Consider the following 22547-nt stretch of genomic DNA (forward strand, 5'->3'; position numbering starts at 1 on the left):
CGTCACGCCGGAGCATCGGAAACCGTCGACACCGCGTGCTGGCTTTCTTGCAGGACCAGGCGGCGCAGTTCCGCAGCGGCAAGCTCGACGGCGAGCAGTTCCCAGTACCCGCCGCTCCGTCCGGAATCGGTGCGCCGGACAAGGACGTCGAGGCTTGCCGGGATCTCCTCGGACACCGAGGGTTCGTCCTGAGCGGGCTGTCCGGTGTCCTGCTGCCGGCCGGCGCCCGGCCGTGCTCGCTCGTGAGCGACGCGAATCCGCGCGGTCCGCAGAAGGGTCTCCACCGCTTCGTAGGTGGCGGCCACGGTCTCGCGGTCGTCCTGGGCGTGGTGCAGGAGCAGCCGCAAGTCGAAGATCACCTGAATGGTCACGTTGTTGATCGTGACGCTGGGGTCCTGGACGTACTCGGCCGAAGAGGGCTCTCCGTCCATGTCGCCGGCGTGCTGGGCCCAGGCCGCCAGCTGGTACCACCGCCAGTGCTTCTGCTCGTTGGGTTCCACGCCGTCGGGCGCGGGCAGGTCGGGGAAGCGCGGCCCCGTGTGGGGGTTGACCCAGCCGCACCGGCATCCGGCCGTCAGGGCGCCTGGGCTGCTCCGCCACACCGCGCGGGCGGCGGCGTCGCCGTCGAGGACTTCCACCGTGCCGTCGGCGGCGGTGCGGTGGATCCGCAGCTCGTGCGCTTCGCCGGAGGTGGCGGCGGGTTCCCCGGCCGGCGCGTCGGACGACGAGGGGTCGTTGCGGTTCTTGGCCTGGAGCAGCAGGCTGTGCGCCTCGGTGACCCGGACGTCGCGTTCCTTGGCGATGCGGCGTGCTTTGCCCTTGCGGTCGTTGCTCCCGCGCTTGGTCATGACCGGCTCCCAGCGGGCGGGGTGCCCACGCCGTCCCGCCCTGAAGTCCGTGTCCAGTCAGAGCGAAGCATCATGGGCCCTCGCCGGACACCGGTCCGGGTGCCGGACCGTATCCGGCGAGCCTTCGACCTCATGCCGGGCGGTGCGGCGTGGGCGCGGCGCACGGCGGTCTCGGCGCGTGCATGTCCTGCGCCGCGCCCAACGTAGCGCACAGGCGGACGGCCGGGAGGCAGGTCTGGCTTACTCTCCGGTGGTGCAGCGTGCGATCAGGCCGGGCAGGTCGTCCTCGCTCAGGGCGAGGTGGTGGGCGGGTTCGGTGTCGTGGAGGTGCCGGGTGACGACGACCTCGTACAGGTCAGCGCGCTGGTCGTCCGCGTAGTCCTCGGTCAGCTGGTACCAGTGGTGCAGGACTCGCCAGGTGAACCGCTGCGGCTCGGGGCTGGCCTGCCAGTCCAGCGCGAGGTGGTGATGGTGGTGGGCTGCGGTGACGGCACGGCGCAGTTCTTCCGGCACGATGCCGGGGTTGCTGGCCCGGTCGAGGACCTCTCGGAGGTTCTCCTCGCAGGTCTTGGCCGGCGGGAGCGGATCGTTCCATCCCCGGGGAGGGCCGTCCTTGAGGGTTCCTTCGGGACGTCGCGGCCAGCGCAGATCGGTGCACGCCTCGACCTGGTCGGCGTCGATGTCCTCGGTTCCTTCGACGTCGTCGAGGTCGACCACGTACCCGGCCGGCCCATCGGCCGTCTCGGTCGTGTCGTCGAAGTTCCAGCCGACGTTGCGTACGTACCCGCGGTGCCCGACGAACGCCCCGGAGGTGACCTTGAGCCGGTCGTAGGTGTGGTGGCCCTGGTTCTCGGTGATGATCTGCCGCTGGACGACGCCACCGGCCCAGTGGATGCAGACCTCCAGGGCGGGGTCGGGCAGACCCGCGCCGATGCCCCGGCTCATGCCGCCCCACCGGAGCTCCGCTGCATCCGGAACCCAGCCCTCCCGGAAGCCGCGCGAGAGGGCGGGCTGGAGGGAGGCGGACCTCACCGGGGCGTCCGGGTCCCAGGTCCGGGTCAGCCACCGCCAGCACTCGGTCACCGGGTCGCCGGGCGCAGCGGTGCGCGACAGGTCGTGGCCGGCGCGGGGCAGGACGGTGGTGACCAGCTTGGCCACCCGCACGTCGTCGTGCAGCTGCCACAGCACCGCCGGCCAGCCGATCGCGTCGACCGGCCGGCGCTCGCGAAGGTGCAGGGCGTAGAGGACCGTTGCGACGATGCCGCGCATCGCCACGTCGTCCCAGCACTGCTCGTCCATCCCACCGGGACGGTCGGCCGCGGTGGCGTCGGTGGCGCGCCGTACGGCCTCGTCCCACGAATCGGAGGCCGGTGAGCGAGAGGGCATGGACTGGCTCCTGCTGGTCGGGTCGGGGGTGCGGTCCTAGAAGACGAACTTCCCGAACTTACCGGCTCGCTCGGCGAGTTCGAGGCGGGCTGCCGCCGGGTCGGCGATGATGTCCGGGCGCCCGTACAGCCAGGTGACCAGTGCGGCTGCCGCGTGCACGGTGGCCACCGGCTGGCCGGTCAGGTGTTCGGCGATGGCATCGGTGATCTTGAGCCGGCTGGCGGCGAGCGCTTCGAGCTGGTCGAGCGCGGCCTCCCAGTGCTTCGGCGGGCACAGGATCCCAAGGAGGGGCCGGGCGCCGGCCTGCCACTGGTCGGGGTCCGGGGTCGCGGCGTCCAGGTGCCGCAGGCCTTCGCCGGAGAGGTGGTCGACGACGCCGGGAACCAGAGAGCGTGGTACCCAGCTGGAGAGGACTTCGGCCACCTCTTCCGCCGGGCTGCCGCCCAAGGCCCGCGCGTCCACCAGAAGGCGATCGACCTCGATCCGCGCCGTGTAGTCCTCGTCGCTCTCGCCCGGCATCTGCGGGGCGAACAAGTTCTCCGGCAGGCCGTCCGCGCCTTCCAGCGCGGCCTCCAGATAGGACAGGAGGATCATCCACGCGTACACCTGCTTGCCGATCTCCTGGCGCGTGTACGAGGACAGCCGTCCGCCGCCCATGTCGTCCATCGACACCGGCCGGGACGGCTCCGGGGCCAGCTCCCGTCCCCGCCGTACGGTCTCTTCCCTCACACGCTGCGCCCGCAGCCGCTTGCCCTTGCCCACGTCGTGCTCCCCTCGTTACGCGGTTGCGGTGCGATCGCCCGGCCTCGCGGCGCTGCCGCTGGGGCCGGGAAGACGCAGACGTCCGGAGCCGATGAGACAGACCCCGCCGCCGACGTCGATCGACTGGATGTCATCTTGGTGGGCCACCACCTGCGCGTACAAGGTGGATGGCCGGTTCACGGCCTCGCCCTGGCTGAGCATGAGCTGGACGCCGGAGGCCAGAAGTCCGTGGCGTACGAGGTGCGCGGCGAGCGGGCCGGCCGCCGACCCGCATGCGGGGTCCTCGGGAACGCGGTCGTAGGGGGAGAACATGCGGGTGACCGCGGTGGTGGGGCCGGTGAGGGCGAAGACGTTGATGCGGGCCCGGCCCGGGCCAGCAGCACGGCCCAGGGCGGGGAAGTCGGGGACGACGGCGCGCACGGCCTCGGGGGAGTCGGCCATCACGTACAGGTGCGGGATCCCCGCGTCGTACAGGGTGACCGGCAGCAGACTCTGCCGGAGCCCGAGCACGGCGAGCAGTCCGGCAACCTGTTCGTCCGGGACAGGTGAGACCTTCGGGAGGGGCTGTCGCATCCATGCGGTGTACCGGTCCTCGCCCAGGCGCCGGGTGGTGACCGGCACGACGCCGACGTTCGTCTCGATGCGCAGCTCGGTCTCGTCGGCGGCCTGGTGCTGGGCCAGGACGGCGGCCGTGCCGAGCAGCGGGTGGCCGGCGAAGTCCACCTCGGTCACGGTGGAGTACAGCTTCGCCCGGATGTCGCCGCCCGCCTCGGCGGGGCGCAGGAAGACGGTCTCGGAGAGGTTCATCTCCAGGGCGATGGCCTGCATCAGGCCGGGGTCGACCGCCACGGTGTCGGTGAACACCGCGAGCTGGTTGCCCCCGAGCACGGCATCGGTGAACACGTCGGCGAGGTCGTAGTGCACGAGCGCCCCCAGTTTCGGATCGAGGAGAGCGGGCCGTCGCGATCGCCTCTGGAGTGAGAACGACCCTCGGGTCCGCGACGGCACGGGCGGTGTGGACTCCGGCGGCCCGTACCGCCTCATCCCGGCCGGGTGACGGGCGCTTGTGTATCGACGTCCGTGATCCCCAATCACGGACTCCCCCACAGTAGCGAGCGGTTCATCGTGACGCCGGGAATCCTCGCGAATCGGTGACTGGCCGTCAGGACCGTTCGGCTCCCCCGTGGCGGCGGACTCGACTTGTACTACCCGTGGCAACGACCTCACCCTCACCTGGTAGACGGTCGAGCCCCCCGCGCGGGCCCTGAGCTTCGGCGCCTGCCCGGCCGGATGAGGGGTGTCGGCCACGACCCGATGGCCGGGCGGGGTGTTGCCCGGCAACACCCCGCCCGGCCCGGCCGGACAGGGCTCCGGTTGGGGAACGGCCGATGGTCAGCTTGCGGCTGCCCGCTGCGGGGCGCTGGCTCCGGCGAGCTCGATGGTCGCCACCGGCTCCCACGACAGCTCCCAGGCTGTCGCACCGTCGGGACGGGGCTGCTGCTGGAAGAGCACGTCGAGCAGCTGCACGGCGCCGAAGCGGACGGGCGCGTGGCTCGGGGAGATCCGCCTCAGGGCCGTCTGCAGAGCGTCGGAGGACGCCTCGGCCCAGGCGTACCCGAGCGACATGTGGGGCCTTCCGCCGTTGTGGAGGAGCGCGCCGGGCCCGCGGACCTCGCGGATGGCGTCGCGCACCCGCTCGCGCAGCTCGACCAAGGCGTCGTCGGGCGACAGGTCCAGGAACGCGCCGGCGCGGTTGGCCACCGGGGAGCCGGCCATGACCTCCAGCGGTCCGGTGCCGGACAGATGGGCGCGCAGCGCCGCGGCGAGTTCGTCGCGCTCCTGCGTCGTGATCTTGTCGGAGGTGGCATCCGCGACCATCTCGACGGTGCAGTGCAGCGTCCCGTCGACCATCGGGGTGATCGGGAAGGGGCGCATCGCGTTGTGGCATTCGCTGACCAGGCGCGCGAGCTGACGGTCGGTGTGCAGGTCCGGAACGGCGTAGACGTGCAGGACGCGGCCGACGGCGGGCCAGGGCCCGCCCTGGAACTTCGGAGTGAACTTCTCCATCGTGGACTTCTCCCTCACATATCGGTGCGGGCGCCCGTGCCGGGCAGCACGGGCGCCACGGTGGTCAGGACTGGCCGAGGCGCAGCTGGTGGACGCGCTCGAAGGTGTAGGTGTTGAGGTCCGGGCGTTGGCGCTCCCACACCAGCCACACGCTGGAGACGGTGGCGGAGGTGCGGATCGCGGGCCGGATGCTCTTCCCGATCTCGGAGGCGAACTGGTCGGACCGGGCCGCCAGCTCGGGGGTGTCGCTGTCCTGGTCCCCGTAGCCGCACGACATGTGGCTCCAGAAGTGCTTCTCGGCCGGCGGGAGGTCCAGCCCGGCGGCGAGCAGGCCCGTGCGGACGCGGCGGTTGAGTTCCGCCGGTCCGTCCTCGGGCCAGATCTCCACGATGCCCGCCGATCCGGAGGCGCGGGCCGGGCCGATCTGGATGTCGAACGGGGCCAGGCCGTCGAGTTCCGCCTGGACCGCGGCCGCCGCGGCGGCCAGCTGCTCGCTGTCCACGCGGACACCGGCGGTGGTGAGCGGCCGGATGGACTGGATCGTCATGTGCAGGTTCTCGTCCGCGATCGGGGTGATCACGTCCGGGAACCGGGCGACGACCTCCCGCAGGCGCCCGAAGTACTCGATGACCTGCGGGTCGTCCTGCGGCAGCCACAGCACGTGCGGCTTGACCCAGTCCTCGTCCGGCCCGCCTTCGCTGCCCCACAGCCGCTTGGGGCCCATGAATTTCCGCATCACCGCTCCTTGGAGATCTTGGCGGGCTCGAAGTCGCAGACCACGGGCAGGTGATCGGACGCCTCCTCGGCGGCCGGGCTCTGGTGGGTCCGGTAGCTGACGAGTGCCGGGGCCACCGGCCGGGTGGCGAGGATGAGGTCGATGCGGCGCGGGCCCCACGGGTCGGGGTCGCCCCGGCCGTCCTCCCAGTGCCCGACGGTCGGGTGCCACGGCGCCCCCAGGTGCGCGGCGGCGTCCACCATGAAGCCGCGCCGCAGCAGGGCCTCGCTCTGGCGCCGGTCCGCCAGCTGCTCGCCGCCGATCGTGCCGCGCAGCAGCTGGTATTCGAGGTCGTCGTGGTCCTGCTCGAGGTAGGGCTCCGCGTCGTAGTACCGCGGTTCGCCGTTGGGGCCGGTGGTCTGGGCGGCGGACAGGCCGTTGAAGTCGCCGATGGCGAAGCCGGGCTTCGCGCCGCCGGTGGTGCGAAAGGCCGACTTGAGGCGGAGGGATTCGGCTGCGCGCCAGTCTCCGCGGAAGGGGTCGCCGTGGTAGGAGCCGACGGTGACCGGCTCCACCGCGCCGACGTCGAACGCCATGGTGGTGAACCCGTGCCAGAAGTCCGGGGCGCCATACGGCCGGAACGTCCCCGGCACCGGGCGCACCGCGGCCGGGTTCCACAGCAGCGCCGTGTACCAGCCGCGGTTGGCGTTGTTGGCCATCGCGGTGGGGCCAGGGGTGCCGTCGGAGCGCACCGTGGTGGCGCTGAGTCCGCACTCGGCGGCGAGCTGCTCGATGACCGCCGATGCCTGCGCCGCCCACTGCGACACCGGCAGGGTCTCGTCCACGAGGACTTCCTGGAGTCCGAGGATGTCCGGGGCGATCTCCTGGATGGCGGTGACGCGGGCCTTCCACGAGGCGGTTCCGATGAGGCTCGGTGAGAGCTTGTACGCGTTGAGGTTGGCGATGCGTTTGATGCTCGGCATGTTCAACTCCTTGGGGTGGGCCTGGTGGCGGGGGTTCACCGTTGTGGTGGTCAGTGCCGGCTGACGTCGACGTCGCGGTTCATGTCGGTGGCCGGCCGGCCGGACGACCGCAGCGGGGTGTTCAGTGCACGATGACGTCGACCCGGCGGTCCATGACCTCCACCAGGCCGCTGTAGCGCCACAGGGAGTCCACGGGGAGGTGGTCGGAGAAGGCCCGGGTCGCCGCGTTGTCGATCGGCCCGGCGGCCAGCAGCGCGGGGATCAGCTCCGCCACGGCGTAGCCGCGATCGATCGCCGAAGCCGGGTCCTGGTCGCTGTCTTCGCCGTCCACCGGCTCGGCGCGCTGGTCGCGCTTGTCCGGCCCCCAGCCCGCAGTGGGCCCGTCCGCGCCCTTCTGCCCCAGCTCCTGCGCGGCCCACAGGCCGACATCGACCAAGCCGGCGTTGACCAACTTCCGGTCGAAGACGTCGTCGGGGACGAACTCCCCGGCCTCGGTCAGCCGCGAGCGGTTGGTGGCGAACGTCCGGTCGCGGACGCTCTGCAGGGCCCGGGGGTGACGGCCCTTGCGGTAGGAGTTGCAGTCGTACTCGGCGTAGCCCAGCTCCCCGTGCTTGAACACGGAGGTCACGAAGTCGGCCTCCACCGAGCGGATCGGCGCCGAGTAGTAGCAGGCGTGGCCGGACAGCAGCAGGAGCCGGCGGTAGGACAGCGACCCGTCGGGCAGGCGCAGCCGCAACGCCACGTTGGCCGGCGCCTGGTGCGGCGCTCCGGGGTGCTGGTAGGTCCCGTCGTGGACGAACACGCCCCCGCGCTTCACGAAGATCACATTGTGCTTGGGGCGCCGCACGTGCGGCGTCAGCACGTTCTCGTACGCGTCCATCCCCAGCGCCTCGGCGGCCACCTCGGCATCGGAGGCTATGCCCTTGCCCGGGTCGCCGGGCTGGGCCTCCTGCCAGAGGATGATCTCCGGCGCCGGGGTGAGCGACTTGATGAAGGCGATGGCTTCGTCACGGCGCCAGCCGTGCTGGACGTTGCAGCCCAGGATCCGGACCGTCTCCGGGGTCGTACTGGTCACGCTGGTGGTGTCGGACACTGCTGCTCCTTCGGGTGGTGGGTATGGTGCATGCCGGCCCGGGATGGGCCGCGCAGACTTGACGATTCGCCGCAGTGCGGCCGTGGCCGGGCGGCGCGCGGGGGCCGCCGGCTGCGGGACGCTTCTCCTCACGCGGTGTCATGAGCGGCTGGTGGGTGCGGCCGTGGCGGCGGTGAGGAAGAAGGTGACCGCGTAGGTGAACCGGCCGCTGCGGACGGCCTCGTCGAACTGGCCGGTGAACTGCTCGGCTTCGGTGCGGGTGAGGTGTCCGTGTTCGGCTGCGGTGTGGGCCCAGGTCCGCAGCCCCAGGCAGTTGTCGGCCTCGCGCGGATCGCGCACGACGAGCGTTCTGGCCTCGGTGTTGACGTCGCGTAGGTTGTGGCGGCTGAGGAGGCCGGCGTGCCGGTGGGCGAGGGTGCCGTGGCGCAGTTGGACGTCGGCCCGGAACCGCAGGACGCGGCGGGCCAGGTCCTGGTCGGCGATGTCGAGGACCTGGGTGTCGTAGTCGGGGTCGGCGAGGGCGATCCGCCCGCCGGGGCGGATCACTCTCAGCATCTCCGTGAGGACCTGCTCCGGGTCGGCGACGTGCTGCAGGACACGGTCGGCCCAGGCTCCGTCGAACGAGGCGTCACGGAAGGGCAGATGATGGGCATCGGCCACCGTGACGCTTCCCAGCCCGCGGGCGTGCGCGTGGCCGGCCATCGTGGCCGAGTGGTCGATCGCCACGACGCTGCTGCCGTGCTCCTCGGTCATGGCCAGGACGGCGGCGCCCGTCCCCGCGCCCACGTCGAGGAACCGGCCCCCGGGCCGGGCGTGGAGCAGTTCGCGCAGGCGGGCCTTGTAGGCCGCGTAGAACGGGTGGTCGTCCAGCGTCTCGAGGACCTGGACGAACTCGGCGGGTCGGGGCTGCTGGTCGACGGCGGTGAAGCCGTGGGCGGCGGGCGGGCGCATTCTGATGCTGCTCCTGCTGGGGGCGAGGTCGGGCGGTGGGTGTGGCGCGGGTGACGGTCAGCGGGGCTGCTCGCCCGGGCGGGCCGGCGCCGGCCGCAGGTCGATGCGCGTGAAGTACTCGCGGCCGATGATCCGCTCACGGACGTCTGCGGGGAGGCGGGCGAGCAGGCCGGGCAGCGGCCGTTCCCGCTCGACCTGGCTCCGGTGGGCGCAGATGGCCGCCCACTTCGTGTCCAGCCACGGGCGTACGTCAGTGACCAGGCCGACGCTCTCGTCGGGCACGCTGAGCACCGACTTGTCGACCCGCGACAGGAGCGGGCCGAGGTCGTCGAGGGCCGAGTGCGGGTGGGTCGCCAGGTGGAGCGCCGAAGGCCGCCAGGGGGCTCCGGCGTCCGGGTAGAGGTGCTCGAGCCCGGCCGCGGTCGCGGCGAGCACGACGGCCCGGTGGATGAGCCGGTGGTCCGGGTGACCGGTCAGCCCCCCGTACGCGTCATGGGTGACCACGATCTCGGGCCGGAACTCGCGGATCTGCCGTACGACGTCCTCCACCACGCGCTCCAACGGTGCGTCGCACAGCCGCGGGCCGGTGGAGGAGTCCGGGACGCGGTGGTCGGCGTACCCCAGCATCCTCGGCTCTCCCGCCCCGAGGGTCCGGACGGCATCGGCCAGTTCGGCCGCGCGGTGGGTGCCCGGGGCCCAGGTCGCGGTCACCACCGCGGTGCGCGCCCCCGACTCGGCGTGCTGGGCGAGGACCCCGCCGGCGACGAGCGACTCGTCGTCCGGGTGCCCGAACACGGCGAGCAGGCTGGGAAGGTGTGACACATCTGCCTCCTGGAGCAGTGGGGGTGCCGACCGGCTGCGGGCCGGGCTTGTGGTGCGGGCCCGGTCACAGGACGGGCGGCCGTCCGGCGATGGTCAGGCGCCACGCGGTGCGCCAGCTCATCGGCCGCCTGTCCTGCTCGTGGCGGCCAGCCCACCCTTCGCGAAAGCCCTGCCAGGACTCGCGGGCGCCGCCCCCGCGCACCGCCCGCAGCGCGGTGGCCGTGGTCCACACCGCCAGGTACACGGGGATCAACGGTCCGGGCAGGTTGCGGTAGGCCACCCACACGCGGTTGCGGGCGGCAAGCCGGAAGAACAGCGCATGCCGGGACGGGCTGCTGAGCGGGTGGTGCATCCGCAGCCCTCCGGCATACCAGCCGGAGTAGCCCTGGGACCAGATCCGATACGAGAGGTCAAACCCCTCGTGATAGAGGAACAGGCCCTCGCACCACCCGCCGACCTGGTCGAAGACGGTGCGGCGGACGAGGACGACGCCCTCGGTCATGGACGTGACCGTGCCGGGGCGGCCGGGGTCGCCGGCCCGCAGGCGGGGCACCCAGCGCCGCGGGGTGGTGGTGTCGTCAGGGCCCGTCAGGCGCGGCTGCACGTAGCCGGCTTCGGGGTGCTGCCCGGCCTCGGCGACGAGCCGGGCGAGGACGTCCGGCCCAGGGAAGGAGGCGTCGTTGTCCATGAAGAACAGGTAGTCGGCGGGCGGGTCGAGTTCGGCGAGGGCGAGGGCGCCCTCGTTGCGGCCGCCGGGGATGCCGAGGTTCTCGGGCAGAACGACGGTCAGGGCGCCCGCCGGGACGACATCCGGTGTGCAGCCGTTGCCGACGACGCAGATCCGTACCTCGACGCCGCGTTGGGCCAGGAGCGTGGCCTGCGAGGCGCGCTCCTCCTCGGGGCGGTCGTTCATGGTCAGCAGAACGACATCGACGAGCGGGGGCGGTACCTGGCTCTGCCCTCCAGGCGGGTTCGTGTCGGCGAGCGGCTGCGTGGGGCCCGGGCCGCCGGTCATCGGGCGCTCCGCGCGACCGATGCGCCCTCGACCGTCGCCGGAAGGCGCCCGGTACGGCCGGGCCACTGGAACACCAGCCGACAGCGCTTTTTGTCCAGCACGTGCCCGGCGGGCAGCAGATCGTCGGGGGTGCCGGCCGGGTAGGCGGTCAGGGCCGGGTCGGCGTGCTTGCTGTTGTCCTCGGCGCGCACGGTGCGGTCCCATGCCTGCACCGTTGCCACCACCTGCTCGGCGAGTCGCGGCCCGTGCTCGCCGAAGGCGTGGACGATCCACGCCCACTCCTTGTCTTCGGAGCGGTCGCCGTCCCGGGTCTGGACGTAGGTCAGGTAGGCCAGGGAGGCTTCGCCGGTGATCGCCGGCACGTCCTTCCCCTTGGCGATCTCGGTGACACCGGTGGCCGGGTCTCGGTTGGCGGCCAGTCGGCAGAAGCCGGGCAGCGTGGTGGCGACGTACAGCTGGAGCGAGCCGAAGTAGCTGTTGGCCCCCATGGTGACGCCGGTGGGGGCCTCGTGCCGCGGCCCGCGCAGCGCCTCCTCCACTCCTTGCGTGGGCAGGGCGGTGCCGTGCTCGAAGCGCAGCGTCAGCTCGCCCTGGAGGAGGTCGACGGACGGGATGGCGCGGGCCTGCTGTCCCTGGTCGCGGACGAATCCGCAGTAGGTGAAGCCGCGTGCGTGGAGCACCTGGCCGCGTCGCTCGAAGGTGATGGCCCGGGTGTAGCCGCCGATCTCGAGCGGCAGGACCAGGCGCCCGCCTTCGGTCAGCTGCTCGCGCCAGGCCGGGGCGATGTCCCAGCAGTTGTAGGTGATCACGCTGGCGTGGAAGCCGCCGCGCGGCACGAGGTGTGCGGGCGCGCCGAGGGCTGCGTCCGCCTCGACGACGGTGACGCGTCCGCTGCCGGCCTCCGTGGTGAATCGGCGGGTGCGGCGCACCACCCACGGGTCGATGTCCACGGTGACCACGCGCCCCTCGGGCCCGGTGACGTGGGTGAGCAGCTCCGCGTTGTAGCCCCCGGAGCCCGCCTCGAACACGACCGCGCCCGGTGCCGGGTCCAGACTGCGGATCATGTCGGCCTGGAGCCAGGCCGCGGAGACGGAGCTGATCGCCCTGCCGGTCTCGTCGCGCCGGGTGGTGACGGCCCGGTCCCCGCCGTCGTACGCGGTCGGCAGGTCTGCCTCGGGGGCGAAGCGGTGGCGTGGCACGGTCCGAAGCGCCTCCTGGACCCGCGCGGAGGGGGCCCAGCCGCCGTCGATGACCGTCTGCGTCATCGCCTCGCGCAGCCGGACGGCCTGGGCCGGCTCTCCGGGAACGGGGGGCTGGTCGACCGCGAGGGGGTAGGCGGTCACGGCGGGCGGGGTGGGGATGACCCCGGGCCAGACGGCGTCGAGCGCGGCCGCGGCCGGGGTGAAGATGTCGCCGGCGCACGCCAGGGAGTGGAGGTCGAACCATTCCCACCGCTCGAACAGCGCCGGCTCCCTGACGGACAGTTCCCCGCTCCAGCTGGTGATGCGGACGACCGCCGTGAGCCGGGGCACGCCGTGGCTATCGTCGGCGAGCATCGTCAGCACGTGGGCGTCGCCCGGTGCGGCGACCAGCCCGGTCTCTTCGGCGAGTTCGCGCACGGCGGTGGCTGCGAAGCCCTCCGGCCCAGTGCTCTTGCCGCCGGGCAGCTCCAGCATGCCGCGTCGGGAGCGGCCGAGCAGAACCCGCCCGGCAGTGTCCGTGACGACAGCCAGCGCCCCGGTGAGGGAGTGGCCGGTGGTCGGCGACTTCTCCACCGCCCGGGCATCGGCGTGGCAGGGGCCGCGCAGGACCAGGACGGCCAGCCCGTCCGCGTCCAGCCGCTGCGCCGTCTCCCAGCCGCTGGTGACCAGGGCGATCTCATCCTCGTCCAGGGCGATCGCGCGCCGCTCCTGCGGGGTGTGCTCGACCAGCGGGGTGATGACGACGAGCGCACCGCCCTTGCGCAGCCGCTCGCTCAGGCCGTGCAGAACGCGCCCGCGGTCGCGTAGGAACGGGTACATCAGGCGCATGACGACCAGGTCGTACCCGTCCTCGTGCAGCGGCGCCGGGTCGTCGCGCTCGATGTCCAGGCGCAGCCAGTGCACACCCTCGACGTCACCGTGCCCTTCCCGGGCCCTGGTGAGGGCGCTGTCGGCGAAGTCGACGGCGTCCACGGTGTAGCCGGCGCCGGCGAGGTGGACGGCCAGCTCGCCGGTGCCGCAGCCGACATCGAGCGCCCGTCCGCCGCCCTCGGGGGCGGCGACGTGCGCGGCCAGCAGCTCCCGCTCAGCGCCGCCGAGCGGTCTGAAGCCCAGGCCGTCCGCGTAGTGCTGCTCCCACTCATTCTGCGGGATGTACCCCACGTTGCTGCTCCTCTTCCGGGTGTCGGTCGTTGCCGGGCTGGTCAGGGCCCGGGTCACTCAGCGGGACAGCTCGGGCGTCGCGGTCGGGAGCCCGCTGCTGCTGGTGGCACGCAGCTGGGCCAGGGTCCGGCGGCCTCGCTCGACGAGCTCGGGGTCGCCGTGGGCGATGCCGTACTGGATGCCGGAGACGGCGTCGAGGACCTGGTGGACGGCGAGGTTCTCCTCTTCCGCCTCGGAGAGCTGCCTGCCGTAGCCGGCCATCACGGCCTCGTACAGGTCCGGCCGTCCGGCCCAGGCGTCGGACAGGCGGACGAAGTCCCTTACAGCAACGCCCTGTTCGGCGCGCTCGAAGTCGATCACGTACAGGGTGCCCGTGTCGGTGTCCCAGCGGAGGTTGCGCAGCTGGAAGTCGCCGTGGGTGGGCACCAGATCCAGGTCCGGCAATTGGTCGGCCTTCGCCGTGATCTGGCGGACGAGGTCCTCGTCGCCGGGGGCGAGGTGGTCGCGGGCAGCGTCGAGGTGCCGCTCCAGCTTCCCGAGCGCCGCCGGCGCCCCCTCGCCCGGCAGTCCGGGGACGCTGCGGTGGATCGCGGCCGCGAGCTCCCCGATCCGGTGGAAGATCCGCTGCTGCTCCTCGGGCGGGTGCACGGCGCCGTGCAGGGACTGGCCGGGCACCGCGGTGATGACGATGGCCCGCAGCCCCGGGTCGGCGGCCACCAGACGGGGCGCGGCCGCTCCCAGGGCCGGCATCCAGCTCCGGTATGCCTCGACCTCCCGGCCGTGGAAGCGGTCGCTCTGGTGGATCTTCACGAACCACTGGCCGCCCTCGGCGCCGCGTGCCCGCCAGACGCGGCTGCCCTCCCGCGCCCAGGAGGTGTCGGTCCAGCCGGTGATGCGTCCCACCGCCTGCTCGGCGAACTCCCGCACCCGTCGGTCGGGCGCCTGCGTGGAGGCGTCGGAGGAGGACAGCAGGTGCAGCCGGTCCGCCGTCGGCTCGAACTCGATCGGGTCGCCAGGCTCCTGGAAGTGCACCGCGAACTGCCGGCCGGCCTGGTAGGCGTCGAGCCCGGCCCTGCAGTAGGCCACTATCGGGGAGGGCAGTTCGGCGAGCGAGTACCAGTCCATCGCGTCGCACACGGCCCGCTCCATGACGCGGGGGTCGCCGCTCCAGCGCCGGACCTCGAACAGGATCCCGATCCGGGCGCCGCCGCCCGGGCTGCGGTGGTGCACGGTTACGGCGTGCCGGACGTCGGCCGGGTCGATGCCGACCCCGGTTTCCTCCCGCGCCTCGCGGATCAGCGCGGTGACGACGTCTTCATGCGGGCCGTCGAGGTGCCCGCTCGGCAGGTGCCACAGACCTGCGGCGTAGACGTTTCCGGCGCGGCGGGACAGCAGCACCTCGGGGCCGGCCGGCCCTTCCCGGCGCAGGAGGAGGTGGACGTCGACGGGTTCCTGGTGGCGTGGCGGTGCGGTCGTGGCCTGGTCGGTTGGCACGGAGGCGGACTCCTCGGGGAAGGCGGTCAGGTTGGTGGGGACGTTCGCCGGGGCCGGTCGGCCAGGGCGCCGCCCTGGGGGCTGGTGGCGGTGTGAGCGGTCCGCCGGCGGGCGGGAGCGCGGGGCGGCCGGTCCTCGGCGGCGGCGCTGGGCGACGCGGGCGACGCCGGCACTCGTCACGCGGTCAACTGGAGGTGGACCAGCGCCTTGTCGTCACCGGGTTTGGCCCGCGGCCAGCGGTGGCCGAACGGGTCGCTCGCGTCAGCGTCGTCGACGAGATTGAGGACGGCCTCGGGGCCCTCGGTGCGGCACAGAACGGCGATCTGGGCCCAGGTCAGGACCGCGTACTTGTCGACGGCGACCGAGACGCCGTCGGTGGCGATGAGGATGTCGGCGAGCTCGTCCAGCGGCCAGTCGGCGACGACGGCGTGCTTCCCGGCCTGGGGGTCCGAGCCCGCGATCCAGTAGCCGCCGGGCGTGTTGACCGCGTCGGCCAGTCCTCGCATGATCTCCTGCATCAGCTCCCGGTGGCGCTGGTCTCCGATCCGCCCGGTGCCGGAGCGCAGCCGTTCCCACTGCTCCACGCGCGCGGGGCGGTTGCCGACGAGGGCGGCCAGGCGGTTGTCGGTGTGGACGCGCACCGAGCCGTCGATGTGGATCGCCGCGACCGGGCTGTCGCCGATGGCAGCGACCTCGAACCGGGTGCCGCGCACCCTGCCGACCGTCACGGTCGCCTGCGCCGAACTGCCCGGAACCGTCCGCGGGGGCAGCCCCAGGGTCTTGGCGGTGCGGCTGATCCCGTCCGCCAGGGCGGTGCGCAGATCGGTGCCCGGGTCAGAGGCGAGGGTGAGGACCTCTTCGCCGAGGACGTCGGCGTAGGTGCCGCCGAGCGCTTCGGCGCCGTCGGCGACCGTGGTGACTCCATCGACGACGACAACCAGGCCCGGCGCGGTGCGCACCCGGTCCTCGCAGGCGACGTGCGGGCTGCCGGCCCGGGTGGCGGTCGTGATCTTCAGTATGCTGCCGTGCACGGGCTCCTCCAGGGAGTTGACGTATCGCGCTGTCAGGGGCGGCGGGCGAGCAGGACGGTGAACACGGCGTCCTCGGTCAGGGGCCCATCCGCCGCGAAGCGGCCGAGCAGGCTCAGCGCCTCGGTCTCGAAGGCGGTGTGCCGCTCGCCGAACAGACTGGCTGCGGCGAAGCTGGTGCTGGCGAGGTAGCCGATCACTCGCTCCGGGGTCCACTGCCGGGACACGGGCAGGGCGTGCTCCTCGACGCGGGAGAACGGCGAGTCGGCGAGGACCTCTTCGTAGCGGCGGCGAGGCCGGGTATAGGTGCCCTGTGTGCCGGCGCGGCGCTCTTCGCCGAGGTAGTTCTGGATGAGCTCGCGCAAAGCGTCGGTCCAGGGGGAGCGGGCGGTCCACAGACTGCCCTCGCCCATGACCGCGACGGCAGCGTCCGGTGCGGTCACTTGGTCGAGCAGCCGCAGGACCTCGTCCTGATCCATCCAGTGGAACGCCCGGGCGGCCGTGACCAGGTTCGCCTGGTAGCCGGGGTAGGGGGCGGTGAAGTCCTCGGCCGGGCAGTGGTGCACGCCCAGCGGCATGTCCCCCAAAAGCGGGCGCAGCACCGCGGTCGCCTCGTCGATCATCCCCTGGTCAGGTTCGACGATGTCGATCCGCGTGAAGGCCCCGTGGATGGCGGCGGGGACCTGTCCGGTGCCGGTGCCCAGGTCGAGCAGCACCGGGTGGGGCGTGCCGCGGACGGTGTCGGTCAGGAGTGTGGCAGCGGCCTCGGGCAGGCCGGGCCGGAAGGTGCGGTAGGCGCTGGCTGCACCGGGGAAGAGGGGCAAGTCCTTGGCTTCGGGTCGGTTCGGGCCGGTCGGGCGAGGCGGAGGGTCCGCCGGTTGGGCGCTCACGCGCGCCTCGCTGCGTCTACGGCCTGGGCGGCCATCAGGACCGACACCACGGCTCCGGACAGCAGGAGCCGGCCGTCCATCGCGGCGGCCACCGCCTCCTTGAGCGGCCACCACTCCACGGTCATGCCCGTCTCGGTGCCGGTCAGCTCCTGCTCACCGGCTGTCAGGTCCCGGGCGAGGAACATGTGCAGGTGAGCGGTGCTCTTGGTCATCAGTGCGATCCGGCCGAGCGGGCTCCACGTAGCGGCCGTGATGCCGGACTCCTCCTTGAGTTCGCGCCGGGCTCCCTCCAGCGGGTCCTCGCCCGGGTCGAGATTCCCGCCGGGCGGAGTGAGGACCTCGCCGTGGACGTAGGAGCGGTAGCGGACCATGGCGATCCGGCCCTGGTCGTCCATTGCGACCGTCAGCGCGCCGTCGAGCTGGGCCTGGTGGAACTCGAAGTCCCCTTGGGTGCCGTCGGGCTGGGTCACCGTGTCGCGCTGGATCAGGTAGGAGCGGGTGTCCAGCAGGGTCTCGCGGCCGTGCTGCTGCCACGGCCGCGGCACGGCCGGCTGACGGACGGGGGTCGGTGCGCTCATGGGCGGGCTCCTTCGGGCTGGCTGTCGGCGAGCAGCGGGAGGTAGTGCTGCAGGTAGGGCGGGACGTGGAGGTCGAGGACTTCGGCCGGGGGGACCATGCGCAGGGCCTGGCCCTCGTCTCCGAGCACCAGGTCGTTCTCAGAGCCGTTCCAGGTCGCGTGCAGGACGCGGGTGAGCGGGAGGCCGTGGTCGGGGTGGGGGTCGGGGAGGGTACGCAGCCCGGTGATCTCGATGCCGGCCTCCTCGCGGACCTCGCGGACCGCGCTCTCCTCGGCGCTCTCGTCGCCTTCGCGCCAGCCTCCGGGCGGAGTCCAGTAGCCGGGCCAGGGGCCGGGGCCGGTGTCGCGCAGGTGCATCAGCAGGCGGCCGGCCGGGTCGGTGACAAGGACCAGCACGCCTTCGAAGTCGTCGTCCGGACGGGCGGGGCGCTCCAGGTAGAGCGGGCGTTCGCAGCGGTGGGCGCGCAGGACCTGCCGCAGCCGCTGGTAGTGGGCCAGGTCCATGTGGTGGCGCCAGTCGTGGGCCGTCTCGAACCGGTGCTCGGTGTGCTCGGTGGGATCGAGGCGGATGCGGGCCTGCTGCTCGGCGGTCAGGGTGCCGCCGTCGAAGACGTGGCCCACGACCGGCACCGGGTAGTCGGCGTCGGCCTGGGTGTGGATCACGGCGATCAGGCGGCGGCGGAGCACCTGCGGGTTCTCCGCGGCCAGGTCCAGGCCGAGTTCCTCGCGGGCCTCGCGCACCGCGGCGTCGAACGGGGACTCACCGTGCTCGACCATCCCGCCGGGGAAGTCCCAGACGGCCGGGTCGGTGGCCGAGCGCATCTGGAGGATCCGGCCGGCGGGGTTGGTGACGAGGAGGCTGCCGTAGGTGGCGGGCCGGGCGATGGTGGTGAGGTGGCCGCCGACGGGCCGCCAGCCGGGGGTGGCGAGGCGGCCGGCCAGCCACGTGATGACCTCGCGCTGCCCGTCGCCGGTGTGCGGCAGAGCCTCGGGCAACGCCCACTGCTGACCGTCGTGGTCGCCGGACAGGACCGCCGCCGTGCCGTCCGGGACGACAGCGGTGAAGACGAACTGCCGCACCCGGCGGCCGTTGTCGTTGGTGAAGTCCAGGGTGCGCGCGAACTCCAGCTGCAGGCCGGTGAGGCCGCTCTCCTCGGCGAGCTCGCGCGCCGCGCCGGCCTCGATGTCCTCGTCGCCCTCCCGGCCGCCGCCCGGGTACTCCCAGAGACCGGGCAGGTCGTCGTGGGTGGCCCGCCGGATCAGCAGGACCCGGCCCGAGCGGTCGCGGACCACGACGCCGACCCCGAAGCGTTCGATTCCCTCGCGGCGGGCAGAAGCCGTCAGCACCTCGAAGTCGATCATTCGTAGAGCCCCTCGTCCTGGAAGGTGAGCGCGGCGCGACCCAGCGCCGTCACGTCGCACGACAGCGTCAATGACTATGTTTTACATAGGAGTTGATGCTTCATTGGGAACGGTGCCCGGGTTGGAGATCCTGCCGCTGTTCGAGTCGTCCGATCAAACCAGGCGGTTCCCGGCGAGCCCGGGTCGAAGGCGGACTTTTCGATTTCAAGCGCCTCCCGGACTGCTCTGCCCCAATCGCGTCGAAAGCGGTGCAGCGGGCGCCGGCAGGTCACGATTCACCGATCGGAGGGCGGTCGGGCGGAGGGAACGGGAAGAGATCGGTGGCATCGAGGCGGACCAGGCAGAGCTGCACCTGGCCGTCCGGGTGGAAGACGCGCCGGGACAGGAAGACGCGGTCGCCACCGTCCGGAACGCTGAGGCCCTCCTCGATGACCGGGCGGCCGGTCACCAGCGCCTTCAGGTGCCGGGCGGTGTCTCCGTCGCTCTGCGGCCGGGGCTCGGGCGGACGGCTGTGTCGGCCTGCCATGCTCACCACCCTCCCGGCAAGCGGCTCCGGCCCGGAGCGCGGGCGGTCACGCGCCCGCCCCGGACTCGGCAGCCACGTCGGCGCCAGGGCCCATGCTGCGGTCGATCTCCACGACGCTGCCGAGCTCCAGCGCCCGGAGGCCGGCGGCCACGCGGTCGGCGAGCACCGCCGGCAGCGCCTCCTGGGCGTCCTTCGGCGACAGCCACCGGGCCGCACGGATCTCCCCGTCGGGGAAGCGCAGCGCCCGGGCCTGGGCGGGGTCCAGCGGTTCGGCGTCGTAGACGTGGCAGGTCAGGGCGCGGCCATGCCGGGACAGCGCGGCCGGATTGCAGTCGGAGACCAGCCACCATGCCGCCGGGCAGCTCCGCGTGGTCCTTGTACCGGGGGTCGAGGACCAGGATCCGGCCCTCGGTGTCGCGCACGAGCACGGTGGCCGCGGCCATCGGCGCCGGCAGTTGCCGGTAGTAGTCGAGCCCGTCCCGCAGCACGCGCCGTCCGTTCCGCAGCACCGCGGTGTGCGCGCCGCGCTCCGCCCGCGATGCCTCGGCCAGACGGGCCGCGACCGGGGCGGCGAGCAGCCTCATCGCCTCCTGCTCGGTGGCGAAGCGGGCCTCGCGGATCTCGCTGCGCTGCAGCGGCAGATGCTCGACGTCGACGGGCGCCTTGGGGTGGGCGGCGTAGACCAGGGCCAGGATGGTGCGGCCCCACCGGCCGGGCGGCACGGTGTCGTGGACGAGGAGCCTGCCGATCTCGGCGGTCAGCCCCAGTTCCTCCCGCAGCTCCCGGGTGAGGCCGTCGACGGGTTCCTCGTCCTCGAGCATACCGCCGGGCAGGTCCCAGCCCGGCTTGTACACGGGGTCGACGATCAGCACCCGGCCCTGGCCGTCGCGGATCAGCGCGTCCACGCAGGCGGCTGGCGCGGCGTGCGCGGCCAGGTAGTCCTTCAGGTCGGGGTCCGGCTCTGCGGTGTCGGTCACGGTTCTCCTCGGTTCGGCCGGGCGGTCAGCGGACGACGTAGGCAGGGGCGCCGGTGCGGAGCACGTCGAGGACGGCGAGCGTCAGATCGTGGGCGTGCGGGTCGTCCAGCTGCTTCAGCCCGGCCTCGGACACTGTGACGACCTCGTCGTGCTCAAGCGGGTTGAGGCGGATCTCGGCCAGCTGTGCCGGGGTGAGGACCCCGCCGGAGAACACGAATCCGACCTTGGTCGGCCAGCCGGCGCGGGGCTGCTCGACGACCGTGGCCAGCAGCGGCAGCAGCTCCGCAGCGGGGACCAGGCGGATGCCGGTCTCCTCCCAGGTCTCACGTACCGCAGCGTGGAGCGGGGTGGGGTCGGTGAATTCGACGTCTCCGCCCGGGTACTGCAGTCCCTTGAGGTGGTTGGTGGAACGTAGGAGCACGGCCTCGCCGGTGGTGGTGGTGAAGAAGATCGCGCCCCACATCGGGGCGGCGGGGATGCTCGCGAGGTAGGCGGGCAGGGGCTGGTAGCCGGGGTAGGGCTTGGGCTGGGCGGCGTGGCGGGTGATCAGGTCCCGCTCGTGGTCGGCGAGCCGGTCGGGCAGCTCGGCGGGCAGTACCCACTGGTGTTCGTCGTGCTCGGGGCTGAGGACCACGTCCGGGTCGTGGTCGACGACGGCGGTGAAGGCGAACTCACGCGCCCGCAGTCCGCGGGCGTTGTCGTAGTCGTCGAAGCCGAGGTAGGCGGTGAACCGGGCGCCGGTGATGCCGGTCTCCTCCCGGAGTTCGCGCCGGCCGGCGTCCAGCACGCTCTCGCCGTCCTCGACGCCGCCGCCGGGCAGCTCCCAGAGCCCGCCCAGCAGCGTGCTGGGCGCGCGGCGCACGAGCAGCAGCTCCCCGCGGTGGTTGACGAGCAGCACGGAAACGGACGGGCGCTGGATCCCGGCGGCCGCGGCGTCGGCGAGCAGGTCGAAGGGCGGGTGCTGGTCGGTCTCGGTCACGGGGCACTCCAGGTCGGGGTCGAAGTCACGGGATCGGTGCGGCGCAACGGGCAGGTCAGGACGGCGTCCTCCCGCCGGTGGTGGACCGGCACCGGCGGGAGGACGTGCTCACCAGCCCAGCTCGGTGTAGGTCCGGCCGGCCCGGATGCCGGCGATCGCGGCCCGGGTGTACGGGACGAGCTGCTCGGGCAGGTCGTCCGGGTCGCACCACTTCCAGGCCGTGCACTTGCCGGGCTCGCGCAGCTCGGGCGTGCCCTTCCAGGAGCGGACCCGGAAGAACAGGCCGAGCCTCGGCTGGGCACCGGGTGCGTCGACGAGGTGGACGGCGTGCGCGAACTGCGCGTCGGCGGGGTCGATGACCAGGCCCGCTTCCTCCATAGCTTCCCGGACCAGGCACGTGACGGCGGACTCCTGCTCGCAGTGCCCGGCCAGGAGGTGCCAGGTATCCGGGGCGTAGGCCGAGTCCGGGTGGCGCAGCCCGAGCAGGACCCGGCCCTGGTCGTCCTCCAGGTAGAGGTGGACTCCGACGACGTTGCGCACGGCCTGGCTACCGGGAACCTTCGCCGGCCGGCCGCCGGCCGGGTGCTCGGATGTGTGACGGTGCACCAGCTCAATCGTGGAGGGGCGCAGCAGCAGACGGTGCAGCATGTCCGGGGTGAACCAGCGCAGCATGACGCCCTCGCGCAGGTCCACGGCGTCGGGGTCGCCGGTCCAGCGGGCGGTGTAGATCTGGACCGGCACACACAGGCCGTCCACGCCGATGGCCTGCTCCACCGCGAAGGGCCGAAGGTCGGTCAAGGTCAGGCCGGGGGCCTCTTCAGCAAGTTCGCGCAGCAAGGTATCCGTCAGCGAGGCGTCCTGCCCCTCGCGGCCGCCTCCCGACAGGGACCACTCGCCCGGCGCCCAGATCCGGCCCGGGTAGTTGTCGCGCAGGTGAAGGAGATAGCGGCCGGCGCCGTCGTGGATGAGGACGGAGGCGTTGACGGGCTCCGCCTCGCCGGTGACCCCGGAGGCGAGCAGCTTGGCACGCAACGAAGGCGAGGCGACACGGTCCAGGGGGCGCCACTCGGCGCCGGTGACCTCCTCGGCCTGCAGTGCGACGTCAGCCGCTCCGGGCAGCAGGCAGAAGGCGAAGCGGAAGTCGTAGTGCTGGTGCGCGCCTTCACCCTTGGCCGGGTTGGGCTCGATGTCGTTGATGTCGATGTCGATGGGGACGGCGAGGGTCTGCGGGGTCAGGCACAGGGCATCCGGCGGGATGCCGGCTTCCTCGTGGACCTCGCGCAGCGCCGTGGCGAGCAGGGTCTGGTCCCTGTCTTCGACATGCCCACCCGGGCAGATCACCAGGCCCGTGGCCTTGTGGTGGATGTGCAGGACCGTCCGGTCGGGGCGGATGACGATGGCGCTGCAGGTGACGTGCGCGGGCAGCGTGGCCCGGTTCGTGGGCTCCCGGCCAGCGTCCAGCAGGTCCAGCAGCGACGCCAGTTGGGCGCGTTCGCCGGGGTGGCGCTCAAGGTAGGTCTGGACGAGGTCGTGGATGTGGGTTCGAGCGGGGGGCACGGCGAAACCTCTCTCGGGGCGGGGACGTCGGCGGACAGCCGACGGTGCGGGGCGGCTGCGGGTTCTCTGCGGCCCGGGCCACCGCCAGCGGTGGTCCGCGGCACCAGCCGGGCTCTGTGGCCCACCCCCATCCATCACGACTCGTATCCGGT

General features: G+C 72.8%; 21 protein-coding genes. All 21 read right to left on the bottom strand.

The annotated features are described in order from the left end of the window. Positions 1-2: 2 nt before the first annotated feature. Positions 3-848, bottom strand: a complete 846-nt coding sequence (locus ACFYNO_RS14840) for a hypothetical protein (RefSeq protein WP_388011133.1) — start codon at positions 846-848, stop codon at positions 3-5. Positions 849-1088: 240 nt separating this feature from the next. Next, the gene (locus ACFYNO_RS14845) at positions 1089-2234 is read right to left on the bottom strand and encodes a hypothetical protein (RefSeq protein WP_388011136.1); all 1146 of its coding nucleotides are present in this window, start codon (positions 2232-2234) and stop codon (positions 1089-1091) included. A gap of 36 nt (positions 2235-2270) precedes the next feature. Then, positions 2271-2996 carry a hypothetical protein gene (locus ACFYNO_RS14850; RefSeq protein ID WP_388011139.1) on the bottom strand — a complete coding sequence of 242 codons (726 nt, stop codon included), beginning with the start codon at positions 2994-2996 and terminating at the stop codon, positions 2271-2273. A gap of 15 nt (positions 2997-3011) precedes the next feature. Next, positions 3012-3920, bottom strand: a complete 909-nt coding sequence (locus ACFYNO_RS14855; RefSeq protein ID WP_388011142.1) for a PhzF family phenazine biosynthesis protein — start codon at positions 3918-3920, stop codon at positions 3012-3014. A 468-nt stretch (positions 3921-4388) separates the two neighbouring features. Next, positions 4389-5063 (bottom strand): 2'-5' RNA ligase family protein, encoded by a 675-nt coding sequence (locus ACFYNO_RS14860; protein ID WP_388011145.1) that lies wholly within the window; start codon positions 5061-5063, stop codon positions 4389-4391. Positions 5064-5127: 64 nt separating this feature from the next. Continuing rightward, positions 5128-5799, bottom strand: coding sequence for a 2'-5' RNA ligase family protein (locus tag ACFYNO_RS14865; RefSeq protein ID WP_388011148.1), 672 nt, complete (start codon positions 5797-5799; stop codon positions 5128-5130). Further along, positions 5799-6761 (bottom strand): endonuclease/exonuclease/phosphatase family protein, encoded by a 963-nt coding sequence (locus ACFYNO_RS14870; RefSeq protein ID WP_388011151.1) that lies wholly within the window; start codon positions 6759-6761, stop codon positions 5799-5801. Before ACFYNO_RS14870 ends, ACFYNO_RS14865 begins: the two co-directional genes overlap by 1 nt. Before the next feature lie 121 nt (positions 6762-6882). Continuing rightward, positions 6883-7854: a hypothetical protein gene (locus ACFYNO_RS14875; RefSeq protein WP_388011154.1), complete on the bottom strand. Its 972-nt coding sequence runs from the start codon at positions 7852-7854 to the stop codon at positions 6883-6885. Between the two features lie 138 nt (positions 7855-7992). After that, on the bottom strand, positions 7993-8805 hold the full coding sequence (locus tag ACFYNO_RS14880; protein WP_388011157.1) for a methyltransferase domain-containing protein: 813 nt from the start codon (positions 8803-8805) through the stop codon (positions 7993-7995). A 57-nt stretch (positions 8806-8862) separates the two neighbouring features. After that, complete coding sequence (locus ACFYNO_RS14885) at positions 8863-9627, bottom strand: PIG-L deacetylase family protein (protein WP_388011160.1); 765 nt, start codon at positions 9625-9627, stop codon at positions 8863-8865. A 64-nt stretch (positions 9628-9691) separates the two neighbouring features. Next, positions 9692-10642, bottom strand: a complete 951-nt coding sequence (locus ACFYNO_RS14890) for a glycosyltransferase family 2 protein (RefSeq protein WP_388011162.1) — start codon at positions 10640-10642, stop codon at positions 9692-9694. Further along, the gene (fxlM, locus tag ACFYNO_RS14895; protein ID WP_388011165.1) at positions 10639-13005 is read right to left on the bottom strand and encodes a methyltransferase, FxLD system; all 2367 of its coding nucleotides are present in this window, start codon (positions 13003-13005) and stop codon (positions 10639-10641) included. Before fxlM ends, ACFYNO_RS14890 begins: the two co-directional genes overlap by 4 nt. Before the next feature lie 57 nt (positions 13006-13062). Next, a complete protein-coding gene (locus ACFYNO_RS14900; RefSeq protein ID WP_388011167.1) occupies positions 13063-14499 on the bottom strand; it encodes a phosphotransferase in 1437 nt (478 codons plus the stop codon). A 176-nt stretch (positions 14500-14675) separates the two neighbouring features. Then, on the bottom strand, positions 14676-15530 hold the full coding sequence (locus ACFYNO_RS14905; protein WP_388011169.1) for a PP2C family serine/threonine-protein phosphatase: 855 nt from the start codon (positions 15528-15530) through the stop codon (positions 14676-14678). Between the two features lie 32 nt (positions 15531-15562). Continuing rightward, entirely contained in the window at positions 15563-16351 is a 789-nt protein-coding gene (locus ACFYNO_RS14910) for a class I SAM-dependent methyltransferase (protein WP_388011171.1), read from the bottom strand. A gap of 62 nt (positions 16352-16413) precedes the next feature. Continuing rightward, complete coding sequence (locus tag ACFYNO_RS14915) at positions 16414-16995, bottom strand: NUDIX domain-containing protein (protein WP_388011173.1); 582 nt, start codon at positions 16993-16995, stop codon at positions 16414-16416. After that, positions 16992-18356 (bottom strand): NUDIX domain-containing protein, encoded by a 1365-nt coding sequence (locus ACFYNO_RS14920; protein ID WP_388011175.1) that lies wholly within the window; start codon positions 18354-18356, stop codon positions 16992-16994. The genes ACFYNO_RS14915 and ACFYNO_RS14920 overlap by 4 nt, the downstream gene beginning before the upstream one ends. A gap of 268 nt (positions 18357-18624) precedes the next feature. Then, on the bottom strand, positions 18625-18882 hold the full coding sequence (locus tag ACFYNO_RS14925) for a hypothetical protein (RefSeq protein ID WP_388011177.1): 258 nt from the start codon (positions 18880-18882) through the stop codon (positions 18625-18627). 2 nt (positions 18883-18884) lie between these two features. Continuing rightward, positions 18885-19859, bottom strand: coding sequence for an NUDIX domain-containing protein (locus ACFYNO_RS14930; RefSeq protein ID WP_388011179.1), 975 nt, complete (start codon positions 19857-19859; stop codon positions 18885-18887). A gap of 25 nt (positions 19860-19884) precedes the next feature. Then, positions 19885-20838, bottom strand: a complete 954-nt coding sequence (locus tag ACFYNO_RS14935; RefSeq protein WP_388011181.1) for an NUDIX domain-containing protein — start codon at positions 20836-20838, stop codon at positions 19885-19887. Positions 20839-20946: 108 nt separating this feature from the next. Then, on the bottom strand, positions 20947-22395 hold the full coding sequence (locus tag ACFYNO_RS14940; protein ID WP_388011183.1) for an NUDIX domain-containing protein: 1449 nt from the start codon (positions 22393-22395) through the stop codon (positions 20947-20949). Positions 22396-22547 lie beyond the last annotated feature (152 nt).

The sequence above is a fragment of the Kitasatospora sp. NPDC006697 genome (genome assembly GCF_042869935.1).
GTDB lineage: Bacteria > Actinomycetota > Actinomycetes > Streptomycetales > Streptomycetaceae > Kitasatospora.